Here is a 14,776-nt window from a genome sequence, read left to right as displayed (position 1 = left end):
GGGCCAAGGGCGAACTCCTACGGCGGCGGCGGCGGCTTCTGCTGCGTGATGGTGCCTGATGTCTGGCGGCCGGGCCTGACGGCAAAAATTACCTGGACCTCCGACCCTAATTCCTGGATGAGACTGAGCGATATGCCTGACAACTATTCGCAATACTATCAGCGCCATGGCCCGATCACTGTACCCATCGAACGCTGGGAGAAGGGGCAGGCCTGCGGTTTTGATGTGCATATTTTCCCCTGCGATAAGGTGCGGATAGTACGTTCCTGCTACGGTCGCGCAGATCCGAAATACCCTATACTTCCTCATCCTGATGAGGATAAAAAAGCAGATAACGTTATTTTTAAACATATCAAGGAGGAAGTCGTATGTCCGACACCGCAGACTCCACGTTGAGTGCCCTGAAGGCGCTTATTGCGGCCTTTCAGACCGGAGCCACTCCGGCCGCTGTTAAAACCTCCACTGCGGAAGCGGCCAGTTTACCGCCAAAGTTTCCCGGGCCGGATGATAAAAAGGGGAAAACGTCAGCGGATAACTCCACGCAGCAGAAAACCGAATACAACGAGCGCGGCCGTCTGCCGGCGAGCAGAACGCAGACCGAAGGCAACTACGCCAGGCAATACCTGGAGGGATATATCGGGGAGTCCGATCATCAATCGGACAAAAAAACGGAGCCGGGCTGCCCCGCCAGCCTGCATATCAGCCTGTTCTTCGACGGTACCTGCTGTACTAAAGAGGGGGCTGATGAGATATACGGCTCGCGTAACCCGCCGTTGACCAATATCGGCCGGCTTTATCATTTGGAAAACAGGTATTGATGTCTGTAGCGGCCCATTTTATTTGACCGCTACAAATATCATTATCAGTTATATATGGAGGTTCATCTATTAGCATAAATACAAGCATTTAATTACGTCATTTATTAATAAGTTATCACTTTATATTTGTAAGGACACATCAATGATAAAGCATTTCCGTATTTTGCCCGGCGGACTGGCGGTGCTGGCCGCCGTTTTTCTCTGCCTGCTGACGGCCTGCCGTGACCACAGTCGCGACGGCATGAGCGGCACTGACATCACCCTTTTAAACCATGGTCCGGACGCCATCGTTTCGGTGCAGGTGAACGGCTACGGGGGACCAAGGGCCAATTCCTACGGCGGCGGCGGCGGCTTCTGCTGTGTGATGGTGCCAGATGTCTGGCGCCCGGGGCTGACGGCAAAAATTACCTGGACTTCTGACCCTAACTCCTGGATGAAAATAAGCGATATGCCTGAAAACTATTCGCAATACTATCAGCGCCATGGCCCGATTACCGTACCCATTGAGCGCTGGGAAGAGGATCAGGCTTGCGGCTTTCATGTGCATATTTTCCCCTGCGATAAGGTGCGGATAGTCCGTTCCTGCATTCCACCGGGACAGCCGGGCTACCCGGTACCCCAGTCTCCCCCTGACTGGGAGCAACGAGCGGATAAGATCATTTTCAAACATATTAAGGAGGAAGTTGTATGTCCGACGCCTCAGACTCTCCGCTGAATGCCCTGAAGGCGCTTATTGCCGCCTTTCAGACCGGCGCCACCCCGGTCACGGTTAAAACCTCCACTGTGGAAGCATCTGGAAAACCGGTATTGATGTCTGTAGCAGCCAAATTTATTTGACCGCTACAAATATCATTATCAGTTATATATGGAGGTTCATCTATTAGCATAAATACAAGCATTTAATTACGCCATTTATTAATAAGTCATCACTTTATATTTGTAAGGACACATCAATGATAAAACATATCCGTATTTTGCCCGGCGGACTGATGGTGCTGGCCGCCGTTTTGCTCTGCCTGCTGACGGCCTGTCGCGACCACAGTCGCGACGGCATGAGCGGCGCTGACATAAATGTCTATAACCACGGCCCGGATGACATTGTTTCGGTGCAGGTAAACGGTTACGGGGGCCCCAGGGCTAATCCCTACGGCGGCGGCGGCGGCTTCTGTTGCGTGATGGTGCCAGATGTCTGGCGGCCGGGCCTGACGGCAAAAATCACCTGGACTTCCGATCCTAATGCCTGGATGAAATCGAGTGAGATGCCGGACGACTATGAAACTCACTATCAGAAACATGGGCCGATTACTGTCCCTATCGAACGTTGGGAGAAGGGGCAGGCCTGCGGATTTGATGTGCATATTTTCCCCTGCGATAAAGTGCGGATAGTCCGTTCCTGCATCCCGCCGGGACAGCCGGGATATCCGGTTCCCCAGTCGCCGCCAGACTGGAAGGAAAGAGCTCAGAAAATACTTATCAAACATATCAGGGAGGAAGTTGTATGTCCGACGCCGCAGACTCCACGTTAAGTGCCCTGAAGGCGCTTATTGCCGCCTTCCAGACCGGCGCCACCCCGGTCGCTGTCAAAACGTCCACCGCAGAAGCGGCCAGTTTACCGCCACACTTTCCCGGGCCGGATGATAAAAAGGGGAAAGCGCCAGCGGATGACTCCACGCAGCAGAAAACCGAATACAACGAGCGCGGGCGCCTGCCGGCGAGCAGAACGCAGGCCGAAGGCAACTACGCCAGGCAGTACCTGGAGGGATATGTCGGGGAGTCCGATCATCAATCGGACAAAAAAACGGAACCGGGCTGCCCCGCCAGCCTGCATATCAGCCTGTTCTTTGACGGTACCTGCTGTAATGAAGAAGGGGCTGATGAGATATACGGCTCGCGCAATCCGCCGCTGACCAATATTGGCCGCCTCTACCATGCGGCAAACTGGAAAGAGCAGGATGAAACTGCGGAAAACGACGGCTACTTCAGTTACTACTTCCCCGGCTGTGGGGCGCGCTTTCCGGAGATTGGCGAAGAGCACTACTCGCTGGACGGCGAGCTGTTTGCCAACGGCGGTGAGGATCGTATCAATCAGGCGCTGCTTAAAACCTACAGCAGCATTTGCTATGCGGTGAAAAAGGAAAGAATAGAAGACAGTGAACTGACCAGATACCGGAACAGTATGGCCACCGTCTGGCCCTTCTCGCGGCTGACCCAGAAGTTCAACCGTAAAAGCGCGCTTGACAAATTCTGTGACGACCATCTGGGGTGCGTGGTCAATCAGTGGCCGCGGCAGCCAACGCGGCTGCATATCCAGCGCTCGCAGCGGCGCATCGCCAAAATCAAGCTCTTTGTCTACGGCTACTGCCGGGGGGCCGCCACCGCCCGCGCCTTCGCCCGCGGGCTGGAGTCGTTGCTCGATGATGCAAAAATGCCGCTTGATGCGACAAATATGCTGCCGGCGGGGACGGTGGTTCCGGCCGGCCCGACCCTGCTGGGCATTCCCATCAGTATCGAGTTTATGGGGCTGCTGGATACGGTCTCCGCGGTTGGCGTGCCGCATATCCTGCCGTCGGCCACCGGGCATCTGGGCTGGGCGGCCAACAGCCTGCGCCTGCCGACCACCAAAGGTTTTTTAAAAAGCTGCTACCACTTTGTTGCCGGCCACGAGCAGCACGGCGACCTGCCGCTGGACTCTATCCGCGGTCCGGACGGTAAATACCCGGCGGGAGCGGTGGAGGTGGTCTATCCCGGGATGCATGCCGATGTCGGCGGCGACTGTAAGCCCACCGAACTCGGTAAGGTGCAGACCGATGCCGCCAGCCTGCTGTCAAAGATTGTGCTGCACGATATGTATGCCGCCGCCTTTGATGCCGGGGCGCCGCTGAGCGTACCTGAAGAAGTATTGCCTGGCGGGGCTAAAGAGAAAACCTACCGGATAATGACGAATGCCGTTATAAAACAATTCAAAATCTCCGAACAGGCCATCGCCCTGTTTAACGCCTGGCAGCAGGCCGGGGCGCAGCAGGCGGGGGCGAAGACCGAAACGCCGGCCGTCAATGAGGCGGAGGTGGTGGCCATCGCCGTGGCCCAGGGCCGGGATCCGGTCGCCGCGCTGGAGGCGGCTCGCAAGAAGGCGGATGGCGATAAGGCGAAAGCCGCTGCCACCGCCGCGAAGTCGCCGGAGAACGGTCCGCTGGGTAAACTGCCGGATCCGGTGTATGTGCCGCTGAAGGCCAAAGCGCTGGAGGTGATGCTGGCGGACCAGCTGAGCTGGATCACCGCCTGGCGCACCGAGCGCTTTGCCAGCCCGCAATACGCCGATAAGTATTATCAGCGTAAGCCTTTTTATCAGCAGGCGCTGAATGAGCAGGCCAGCGCGCTGCCGTCGGCGGCGGCGCCCGCGGAAAGCGAAGGGCCGCGAGAAGTGCCGTTTATCGATAAGGATCGTCTGGATCGCGCGGCGTGGGGCTATGACTTTGCCCATACCGGTATCGTGGCGCTGCTGGGCCAGGTGCTGCTGGATGTGATCCCCACCACGCAGACCAACCAGCTTGGCGGTCCGCTGGTGGCGGCGCAGGAGTCGGAATATATCCAGATCAAGAAAAGCGGCGATGCCCGGCGGGCGGCGCTGATGGGTTCGCCGACGATGCTGGATTTTTACGATAACTACGTGCATGACACGCTGGCTAAATATAATCACGACCCGCTGCACTCCTCGTTTTCGCACGGTTATTTTGCGTCGCGGACGATTTACGATAACGATGACGATACGTGGGATTCGGTGAAACAATTTGGCCAGCGGGTAAAAGCGATTATAGATATTAATGTTGGCGATATATTAGTGCAGGCGCGAACGGATATGAAAATACAGCTGAAGATATTTATAGCGGCCAATTTTATTTGACCACTATAAATATCATTGCCATAAATATCCGGGAGGCTTATATATTAATAAAAATACAAACCTGTCATCACGTCATCTCTTAATAACGACGCATTTAATTTCTTTTGTAAGGACACATCAATGATAAAGCATATCCGTATTTTGCCCGGCGGGCTGGCGATGCTGGCCGCCGTTTTTCTCTGCCTGCTGACGGCCTGTCGCGACCACAGTCGCGACGGCATGAGCGGCGCTGACATAACGTTGTTAAACCACGGCCCGGACGCTATCGTTTCGGTGGAGGTCAACGGTTATGGGGGGCCAAGGGCGAACTCCTACGGCGGCGGCGGCGGCTTCTGCTGCGTGATGGTGCCAGATGTCTGGCGGCCGGGCCTGACGGCAAAAATCACCTGGACTTCCGATCCTAACTCCTGGATGAAATCGAGTGAGATGCCCGATGATTATGAAACTCACTATCAGCGCCATGGGCCGATCATCGTCCCTATCGAACGCTGGGAGGAGGATCAGGCTTGCGGTTTTCATGTGCATATTTTCCCCTGCGATAAGGTGCGGATAGTCCGTTCCTGCATTCCACCGGGACAACCGGGGTATCCGGTTCCCCAGTCGCCGCCAGACTGGAAGGAAAGAGCAAAAAATATACTTTATAAGCATGTTAAGGAGAACATCGTATGTCCGACACCGCAGAGTCCACGCTGAATTCACTGAAGGCGCTTATTGCGGCTTTTCAGACCGGTGCTACCCCGGTCACGGTTAAAACCTCCACCGCGGAAGCGGCCAGCTTACCGCCGAAGTTTCCCGGGCCGGATGACAAAAAGCCCGCGGGTAAATCCACGCAGCAGAAAACCGAATACAACGAGCGCGGCCGCCTGCCGGCGAGCAGAACGCAGACCGAAGGCAACTACGCCAGGCAGTACCTGGAGGGGTATGTTAAAGAGTCAGAACATCCCTCGGACAAAAAAACGGAACCGGGCTGCCCGGCCAGCCTGCATATCAGCCTGTTCTTCGACGGTACCTGTTGTACTAAAGAAGGTGCTGATGAGGTCTACGGTTCGCGTAATCCGCCGCTGACCAATATTGGCCGCCTTTACCATGCGGCCAATTGGACGGATCAGAGCTTTTCAGCTGATAACGATGGTTTCTTTTGTTACTACTTTCCCGGCTGTGGGGCGCGCTTTCCGGAGATTGACGAAGAGCACTACTCGCTGGACGGCGAGCTGTTTGCCAACGGCGGTGAGGACCGTATCAATCAGGCGCTGCTAAAAACCTACAGCAGCATCTGCTATGCGGTGAACAAAACCGCGATCAAAGACAGTGAACTGACCAGATATCGGAACAGTATGGCCACCGTCTGGCCCTTCTCGCGGCTGACCCAGAAGTTCAACCGTAAAAGCGCGCTTGACAAATTCTGCGACGACTATCTGGGGTGCGTGGTCAATCAGTGGCCGCGGCAGCCGACGCGGCAGCATATCCAGCGCTCGCAGCGGCGCATCGCCAAAATCAAGCTCTTTGTCTACGGCTACTGCCGGGGGGCCGCCACCGCCCGCGCCTTTGCCCGCGGGCTGGAGTCGCTGCTCGATGACGCTAAAATGCCGCTCGATGCGACAAATATGCTGCCGACGGGGACGGTGGTGCCCGGGGGCCCGACCCTGCTGGGTATCCCCATCAGTATCGAGTTTATGGGGCTGCTGGATACGGTCTCGGCGGTTGGCGTGCCGCATATCCTGCCGTCGGCCACCGGGCATCTGGGCTGGGCAGCCAACAGCCTGCGGCTGCCGACCACCAAAGGTTTCTTAAAAAGCTGCTACCACTTTGTCGCCGGCCACGAACAGCATGGCGACCTGCCGCTGGACTCCATCCGCGGTCCGGACGGTAAATATCCGGCCGGGGCAGTGGAGGTGGTCTACCCCGGGATGCATGCCGATGTCGGCGGCGACTGTAAGCCCACCGAACTCGGTAAGGTGCAGACCGATGCCGCCAGCCTGCTGTCAAAGATTGTGCTGCACGATATGTATGCCGCCGCCTTTGACGCCGGGGCGCCGCTGAGCGTACCTGAGGAGGTGATGCCTGGCGGGGCTAAAGAGAAAACCTATCGGATAATGCAAGGTGACGTATTAAAACAATTCAAAATCTCCGCCCAGGCCATCGCCCTGTTTAATGCCTGGCAGCAGGCCGGGGCGCAGCAGGCGGGGGCGAAGACCGAAACGCCGGCCGTCAACGAGGCGGAGGTGGTGGCCATCGCCGTGGCCCAGGGCCGGGATCCGGTTGCCGCGCTGAAGGCGGCTCACGACAAGGCGGATAGCGATAAGGCGAAAGCCGCCGCCGTGAAGCCGCCGGAGAACGGCCCGCTGGGCAAGCTGCCGGAACCGGTGTATGTGCCGCTGAAGGCCAAAGCGCTGGAGGTGATGCTGGCGGACCAGCTGAGCTGGATCACCGCCTGGCGCACCGAACGCTTTGCCAGCCCGCAATACGCCGATAAGTATTATCAGCGTAAGCCTTTTTATCAGCAGGCGCTGAATGAATCGTCCGGCGCGCTGCCGTCGTCGTCGGCGCCCGCGGAAAGCGAAGGACCGCGAGAAGTGCCGTTTATCGATAAGGATCGGCTGGACCGCGCGGCGTGGGGCTATGACTTTGCCCATACCGGTATCGTGGCGCTGCTGGCTCAGGTACTGCTGGATGTGATCCCCACCACGCAGACCAACCAGCTTGGCGGTCCGCTGGTGGCGGCGCAGGAGTCGGAATATATCCAGATCAAGAAAAGCGGCGATGCCCGGCGGGCGGCGCTGATGGGCTCGCCGACGATGCTGGATTTTTACGATAACTACGTGCATGACACGCTGGCTAAATATAATCACGACCCGCTGCATTCCTCGTTTTCCCACGGTTATTTTGCGTCGCGGACGATTTACGATAACGATGACGATACGTGGGATTCGGTGAAACAATTTGGCCAGCGGGTAAAAGCGATTATAGATATTAATGTTGGCGATATATTAGTGCAGGCGCGAACGGATATGAAAGATCTGAATACGGTATCGGGCGTGCTGGGTAAAATATATCGCGATATAAAAAGCGAGGCTTTTAAAATACTGCTGCCTTAATTCGTTATCGCCATATTCATTATATCCGCTAAGTATCCTTAATAACGCTATACGGGCGTGATGATGCACGCCCGTGGCTAAGGAAATCATCAATTTTATGTTCAAGGAAAAAAATGCCGCGGTAATGACCGTAGCGGCTACCGCGACCCTGTGTCTTGCCGTCTGGACAATTGTGGTCCTGCTAAGCGGTCTGGGATGGTGGAACTGGCACGCCAACCGCACGCTGCAGTGGACGGCGGTCCGCGAGATAGTGACCGTCTGTGGCCTGATTTGGGCGTATGGTCTCTGTCTCTGGATACTGGGCTTTATTGCTTTCCACCTGTTTATCAGGCAAAAAGCCGATGGGCAACAGCGTCAGACGCAGACTTTTATTAGCCAGCAGACAAAACCGGCGCAGCCGTTTGCGTCCTTAAAGCACACACTTCGTCGCCGCTACGGCCGATTGTGGCGCAATAAGGTCCGCCTGCTGTGGGTCGCTGGCGAGGCGGCGCAGATTGCCGCCATCGCTCCAGGCCTTGCGCAACAGCAATGGCTGGAGGGCCGCGGTACGGTGCTAATTCACGGCGGTAGCCTGTCGGCGAAGGTGGATAACGAGCGGCTCAGCGCCCTGCGTCGGCTGCGCGGCCGCCGACCGCTGGATGGTATCGTGCTGGCGCTGGACAATGCTCAGGCCACCGCCGCGACCCTGGACGGGTATTTGCGTACGCTGGAGCAGGTTACGCAGGTCCTGCGCTACCAGCCGCCGGTCTATCTGTGGCAACTCCACGACAGCGACTGGCCGCAGGATACGCGCATTACCCAGACGCTGGGGGCGTTGTTCCCGCCGCGGGCCGTCCCGCAGGATGTTGAACGGCAGCTTCGCGCCATTCTGCCCGCCATGCTGGCGCAGGGGACCCAGCAGTTGTGCGCTGATTCGTCCCACGATTACCTGCTGCGTGTCGCTAAATGGCTGAAGGAGGGCGGTATCAGCGGCTGGAAGACGCTACTGACGCCGTGGCTTACCGGGCATCTGCAACAGATCCCGCTCCGCGGTCTGCTGTTCAGCCCCTCGTTAAAGGCGGAAGAAGCGGTGGACAATGGGCTCTATCCCCACCGTTGGCCGGCCCCGGCCGTCTGGCAGGGGATCATCGCAGACTGCGGCCGCGCGCGCGGCGTGCCGGTGGGGGGGGCGTGGCGCCGCTCCCTCGGCGTCGGCCTGCTGGCGCTGTTTGGCTTGTGGGCGGCGGGAAGCCTGCTCTCTTTTATCGTCAACCGCCAGCAAATTGTCAGCGCCACCCAGCGGGTACAGCTGCTGCGGCAGCCCGTCGTTAACGACCAACAGCTGATCGATTTGCAGGTGCTGCGTAACGATATCGGCCGTCTACAGAATCAGCTCGCCAACGGCGCGCCCTGGTATCAGCGCTTTGGTCTTAATCATAATGCGCCGCTTTCTACCGCGCTGCTGCCGTGGTATGGGCGGGCTAACCAGCGTCTGATCCGCGACGCGGCGGCAGAAGCGCTCACCCGGCAACTGACGGTGTTGGTCAACCTGCCGCCGCGCAGCCCGCAGCGGGCGCAGCTGGCGAAAGCGGGTTATGACCAGTTAAAGGCCTATCTGATGATGGCGCGTCCGGATAAAGCCGATGCGGCGTTTTACCGCCAGACAATGACCGCCGCGCAGCAGACGCGTCAGGGAGTCGCCCAGGCGCTATGGCAGAGTATCGCCCCCGATCTATGGGCCTTCTATATGGACAACTTGCCGTCGCAGCCGGCGTGGAAAATCACCCCGGACGCCGCGCTGGTGACGCAAGCGCGTCAGGTGCTGCTGGCGCAAATCGGGCGGCGCAACGCTGAAAGCACGCTTTACGAGAACATGCTGCTGCAGGTGCGCCGCAACTATGCCGACATGACGCTGGAAGATATGACGCCGCAGACCAATGCCAGCCGGTTGTTTACCACGGAAGAGGTGGTTCCGGGGATGTTCACCCGCCAGGCGTGGGAAGGCGGCGTGCGCGAGGCGATCGATAAGGCGGTGGCGGCCAGGCGCGATGAGATCGACTGGGTGCTGAGCGATAGCCGCCAGACCGTCAGCGGCGATGTCTCCCCGGAGGCGTTGAAACAGCGGCTGACCGATCGCTATTTCACCGATTTCGCCGGGGCGTGGCTGGGTTTTCTCAATAGCATTCGCTTGAATCCGGCGCGCAATATTGCCGATGTGACCGATCAGCTGACGTTGGGGGGCGACGTTCGTCAGTCGCCGCTGATTGCGTTGATGAATACCCTTGCCTGGCAGGGGCAGACCGGGCAGCAGCGTGAGGGCGTGGCGGATTCGCTGGTGAAGTCGGCTAAAAATCTACTCGATAAGGATAAGCAGCCGTTTATCGATCAGCAGGCCGGCGGCGTGCGCGGCCCGCTGGAGAGTACCTTTGGGCCGCTGCTGGCGCTGATGGGCAAAAATCCCTCTCAGAGCGTGGTCGCCGCAGATAGCACCCTCAGTTTACAGACCTGGCTGACTCGCCTGACTCGCGTACGCCTGCGGCTCCAGCAGGTGGCAAACGCCCCCGACCCGCAGGCGATGATGCAGCAGCTGGCGCAGACCGTGTTTCAGGGTAAAAGCGTCGATCTGACCGACACCCAGGAGTACGGCAGCCTGGTGGCGGCCAGCCTCGGCGAAGAGTGGAGCGGTTTCGGCCAGACCATGTTCGTCCAGCCGCTGACGCAGGCCTGGGAAACGGTGCTGCAGCCATCGGCGGCCAGCCTGAACGAGGCGTGGCAGCGTTCTGTGGTCGCTAACTGGCATTCGGCTTTCGACGGCCGCTATCCGTTTGCCGCGGGCAAAAACGATGTCTCGCTACCGATGCTGGCGGCATTCATCCGTCGCGATAGCGGGCGGATCGACCAGTTTCTCGCCCGACAGCTGGGCGGCGTACTTAACCGGGAGGGCAGTCGCTGGGTAGCCGATAGCACGCACAGCCAGGGGCTGACGTTTAACCCGGCCTTCCTGAAGGCGATTAATCAACTGAGTTCCTTGTCCGACATTCTGTTTACCGACGGCAGCCAGGGAATGGGATTTGAACTACAGGGGGTGGCGACGCCGGGCATTGTTGAAACGCAGCTCACCCTCGACGGCCAGAATCTGCACTACTTTAACCAGCTTGCCGAATGGAAAAGCTTTCGCTGGCCGGGGACGTTCAACAAACCCGGCGCGATGCTGAGCTGGAGCTCAACGGCGGCGGGCGCCCGGCTATTGGCGAACGACAGCGGCCCGTGGGGCACGCTGCGTATGCTGGAGAGAATGAAGCGCCAGCAGATCGGCGATGGGCTGTTTCGCCTGACGGTCAATACGCCGGATAACCGGCAACTGCAGTGGCTGCTGCGTACCGAACTCGGCGATGGCCCGTTGGCGTTGCTGAAATTGCGAAACTTCACGGTGCCGACACAGATTTTCATCGTGGAGGCTCCCCGTGCGGAACCGTTTGCTGACGGTGGCGTAGAGGAATAAGGGCCGACACTCACGCTGTAAGCGCTGCTTTACAAGCGGCGAGTTTTCCAATTCTGACATTTGAGATATTCCATGGATGATTTAACTCTGCGTTATTTTGACGCTGAAATGCGCTACCTGCGCGAAGCTGGCGAGGAGTTTGCCCGCGCCCATCCCGATCGCGCCGCGGCGTTAAACCTCGATAAAGCCGGCGCCCGCGATCCCTATGTTGAGCGCCTGTTCGAAGGTTTTGCTTTCCTGATGGGGCGGCTGCGCGAAAAGCTCGACGACGACCTGCCGGAGCTGACCGGCGGGCTGGTGAGTATGATTTGGCCGCATTATCTCCGTACCATTCCGTCATTGGCGATGGTGGAATTCAGCGTCGACTGGCGGGAGATGAAAGAGCCGCAGCGGCTGAAGAAGGGAACGGAAGTGATCTCCCGGCCCATCGGCGAGACGGGCACCCGCTGCCGTTACACCACGACCCAGCCGCTAACCTTACAGCCGCTCGCGCTCTCCCGCGCCAGTATCAGGACGCTGGCAGATGGCCGCCAGGCGATTTGTCTGCGTTTTGACTGTAGCGCGCTGGTGGACTGGCGGGCGCTCGACCTGAGCCGTATTCCGTTGTATCTGAACGCCGATGCGCCATTGGCCTGCGCGCTGCATGAAGCGCTGACCCTGAATGTGGCGCACATCGGCATACGTCTGGCGGGGGAGGTTGATAGCAGGCCGCTGGCGGCCCATTTTGCCGTCTGCGGGTTTGGCAACGATGAGGCGCTGCTGCCTCAAAGCGGCGGGTTCAGCGGCTACCAGTTGCTGCTGGAGTATTTCAGCTTTCGTGAAAAGTTTATGTCGGTCGCGCTGTGCGGGCTGGAGAATATGACGTTTCCTGATGCGCCGGGATGGTTTGAGATAGACGTGGTGCTGGATAAACCGTGGCCGCAGGAGTATGCGTTGTCAGAGAAACATTTGCGCTTACACTGCACCCCGGTTATTAACCTGTTCCCGCTGGAGTCGGACCCGCTGCATCTGGATTCACTACAAAGTGAGTATCTGCTGCGCCCCATGCGTGTCCAGGATGGGCACACCGAAATCTATTCGGTGGAGTCCGTCACCTCTTCCCGCCTTTCCGGCACCCAGGCGTATGTGCCCTTTACCAGTTTTCGCCACAAAGGCGGCATGTTGCGCCATGATGCGCCGGAATATTATTACCACACGCGCGTTAAACGTGGCCCGTCCGGGCTGCATGATACCTGGCTGACGCTGGGCGGCGAGGCGTTTGACCAGCATCGCGTGCCGCAGAATGAAACCCTGTCATTGAGCCTGATCGGCACCAACGGCCAGCTGCCGCGCCGGGCGCTGCAAAGCACGTTGCTGGACACGGTGGTCAAATCCACAACGTCGCGCCTCCAGGTGCGCAATCTCAGCGCGCCGACGTTGCCGTGTTATCCACCGGATCGGGATCGTTTTCACTGGCGGGTGCTGAGCCATCTCGGCAGCAGCTTCCTGTGGATGATGGATAACGCCGAAGTGTTGCGCGGCGCGCTGGCGTTGTATGACTGGACGGACAACGAAATGAACCGCCGTCGCCTGCAGGCGATCGTCGACGTGAGCCACTGTGAGGTGGAGCGTTTTGCCGAGGGGCATTTTCTACGCGGCGTGCAGATAGAAGTGACGCTCGACGGTAACGGCTTCGCCGGACACGGCGACATCTGCCTGTTTGGCGAGATGCTCAACCGCTTCTTTGCCCTGTATACCGACATCCATCTGTTTAATCGTCTGATTCTGATACTGCAACCTACCGGAGAGCGTCTCGAATGGCAGGAGAACCACAAACGCCGCATTCCCGGCTGAGCCCGCGGCTTGAGCGGGATATTCAGCGCATCAACTTTTACCGTTTCTGCCAGCTACTGGAAAAATCGCGACCTGGCGCGCCGGCATTAGGCAGCACGCTGAACCCGGCGGATGATCCGATACGCTTTCGCCCGCATCCGGGAATGGGTTTTCCGGTCAGCGAACTCAAAGCGGTGGAGTATGATGAGGCGCATCCCGACGCGCCGCCGACGCTGCGCACCACCTTTATGGGGCTATACGGTGTCGATTCGCCGTTGCCTACCGCCTGGCTGGATGATATTGCGCAGCAAAGAGAAGGGCATGAGGCGCAGGAAGCATTTCTCGATATTTTTAACCACCGCATTCTGAGCCAGTTTTATCGCATCTGGCGCAAATACTCGTATCCGGCAACCTTTGAAGACGGCGGTTGCGACCGTACTTCGCAGAGCCTGCTGGGGCTGATCGGGCTGGGCATTCCCGGTACCGCTCAGCATATTGCCGCGCCGGTATCTCGCTTTCTGGCATTACTCAGCGTGATGCGCCTGCCCGCGCGTACCGAAGAGGGAATTCAGGCGCTGGTACGCTTGTTGGCGCCCCATACGCGGGCGGAAGCGTCGCCGCACTGCCCACGGACGGTGTACCCGGCGCAGCCGCTGGGTTTTTACGGCGATAACGATTTCCTGCTTGATGGCTATACGGTACTGGGCGATGAAACGACCGAGATTGCCAGCCAGCTGCTGATCGCGCTGTATACCGATGATATCGCCGAGGCCGCAGGCTGGATGCCGGAAGGGCAAATCTATGCGGACTTTCTGGTTCTGCTGCGGGTTTATCTCGGCTGGCGCTATAAGGCCAAAATCACCTTAACGCTTCCCACGCCGCTGTTACCCGCGCCGGTACTTGGCGAAACGCCGTTTATGCTCGGCATAAGCGGCGTTCTGGGCATGGAAGGGGACGCGGTTCCGCCGGATTTACCGGCCACGTTTACCACGGAACTGGGCGGCTACCGCGGCATGCCGCTTGCATCATTATCACAAGGAAACCAACGTGTTGCATATCACTTCGCTTAAACTATCCGCACTGATTCTTCTGCCGTTCATGCTGGCGGGTTGCGGGCTAACACAGAAAATCAGCGACGGCGCTTCGTCCGCCGTAAAGTCAGTATTTTATCGCCAGGTGAAAACGCTGCGTCTGGATTTTAGCGCGCGCAATGCGTTAAACACCGATAACCGCGAGGATAACAGCGCCTCCCAGCCGGTGATGGTACGGGTCTATGTGCTGAAAGATCGCAAGACTTTCGATAAGACGGTTTACCAGCAGCTGGCGGCGGAGGGGGAGGAGATATTAAAAGACGACCAACTGGCCAGCCGCAGCCTGGTGCTCAAACCGGGAACGGAGATGAGTCTCACCATGCCGCTGGATGAACAGGCGCAGTATGTTGCCGTGGTGGCGCTGTTCCGGGCGCCGGATCTGACGAAAAACGACTGGAAGCTGGTGCTTGCCCGTGAGGATCTTGACCTGGACCGCGCGCGCGTCATTGAGGCCAGCCATCATCAACTTGTTCTGCAACCGCGGAAGGAGAAGTGAGAAACGCGCTGCGCAATTTTATATTCCATAAATAACCTGACGGACGCCATGATGGCCAAACCTGATTTTATTTAAGGTTTGG

12 protein-coding genes are annotated in these 14,776 nt (G+C 58.3%); all 12 read left to right on the top strand.

What is annotated here, in order from left to right:
* The coding region (locus tag ABLV17_RS25700; RefSeq protein ID WP_348854779.1) for a DUF3304 domain-containing protein at nucleotides 1-396 on the top strand (396 nt) is incomplete at its 5' end.
* Nucleotides 369-818, top strand: a complete 450-nt coding sequence (locus tag ABLV17_RS25695; protein ID WP_271031564.1) for a hypothetical protein — start codon at nucleotides 369-371, stop codon at nucleotides 816-818. The genes ABLV17_RS25700 and ABLV17_RS25695, both read left to right, overlap by 28 nt.
* A gap of 142 nt (nucleotides 819-960) precedes the next feature.
* Nucleotides 961-1,533, top strand: a complete 573-nt coding sequence (locus ABLV17_RS25690) for a DUF3304 domain-containing protein (protein ID WP_271031565.1) — start codon at nucleotides 961-963, stop codon at nucleotides 1,531-1,533.
* A complete protein-coding gene (locus tag ABLV17_RS25685) occupies nucleotides 1,506-1,655 on the top strand; it encodes a hypothetical protein (protein ID WP_271031566.1) in 150 nt (49 codons plus the stop codon). The genes ABLV17_RS25690 and ABLV17_RS25685 overlap by 28 nt, the downstream gene beginning before the upstream one ends.
* A gap of 116 nt (nucleotides 1,656-1,771) precedes the next feature.
* Complete coding sequence (locus ABLV17_RS25680; protein ID WP_271031567.1) at nucleotides 1,772-2,344, top strand: DUF3304 domain-containing protein; 573 nt, start codon at nucleotides 1,772-1,774, stop codon at nucleotides 2,342-2,344.
* Nucleotides 2,317-4,719, top strand: a complete 2,403-nt coding sequence (locus tag ABLV17_RS25675; protein WP_271031568.1) for a DUF2235 domain-containing protein — start codon at nucleotides 2,317-2,319, stop codon at nucleotides 4,717-4,719. The genes ABLV17_RS25680 and ABLV17_RS25675 overlap by 28 nt, the downstream gene beginning before the upstream one ends.
* Before the next feature lie 120 nt (nucleotides 4,720-4,839).
* Nucleotides 4,840-5,412 (top strand): DUF3304 domain-containing protein, encoded by a 573-nt coding sequence (locus ABLV17_RS25670; protein WP_271031569.1) that lies wholly within the window; start codon nucleotides 4,840-4,842, stop codon nucleotides 5,410-5,412.
* A complete protein-coding gene (locus ABLV17_RS25665) occupies nucleotides 5,385-7,814 on the top strand; it encodes a DUF2235 domain-containing protein (protein WP_348854777.1) in 2,430 nt (809 codons plus the stop codon). The genes ABLV17_RS25670 and ABLV17_RS25665 overlap by 28 nt, the downstream gene beginning before the upstream one ends.
* Before the next feature lie 97 nt (nucleotides 7,815-7,911).
* Nucleotides 7,912-11,295 carry an ImcF-related family protein gene (locus tag ABLV17_RS25660; protein WP_348854776.1) on the top strand — a complete coding sequence of 1,128 codons (3,384 nt, stop codon included), beginning with the start codon at nucleotides 7,912-7,914 and terminating at the stop codon, nucleotides 11,293-11,295.
* A 72-nt stretch (nucleotides 11,296-11,367) separates the two neighbouring features.
* Nucleotides 11,368-13,128 (top strand): type VI secretion system baseplate subunit TssF, encoded by a 1,761-nt coding sequence (gene tssF / locus ABLV17_RS25655; RefSeq protein ID WP_271032347.1) that lies wholly within the window; start codon nucleotides 11,368-11,370, stop codon nucleotides 13,126-13,128.
* The gene (tssG, locus tag ABLV17_RS25650) at nucleotides 13,092-14,177 is read left to right on the top strand and encodes a type VI secretion system baseplate subunit TssG (RefSeq protein WP_308958756.1); all 1,086 of its coding nucleotides are present in this window, start codon (nucleotides 13,092-13,094) and stop codon (nucleotides 14,175-14,177) included. Before tssF ends, tssG begins: the two co-directional genes overlap by 37 nt.
* Nucleotides 14,155-14,694, top strand: coding sequence for a type VI secretion system lipoprotein TssJ (gene tssJ / locus ABLV17_RS25645; RefSeq protein ID WP_308958758.1), 540 nt, complete (start codon nucleotides 14,155-14,157; stop codon nucleotides 14,692-14,694). Before tssG ends, tssJ begins: the two co-directional genes overlap by 23 nt.
* Nucleotides 14,695-14,776 lie beyond the last annotated feature (82 nt).

The sequence above is a fragment of the Klebsiella sp. CN_Kp091 genome, from assembly GCF_040065095.1.
In the GTDB taxonomy this organism is placed as follows: domain Bacteria; phylum Pseudomonadota; class Gammaproteobacteria; order Enterobacterales; family Enterobacteriaceae; genus Klebsiella; species Klebsiella aerogenes.
Note: the sequence above shows the minus strand (reverse complement) of the source record. Positions and strands in the feature narration are given on the sequence as shown.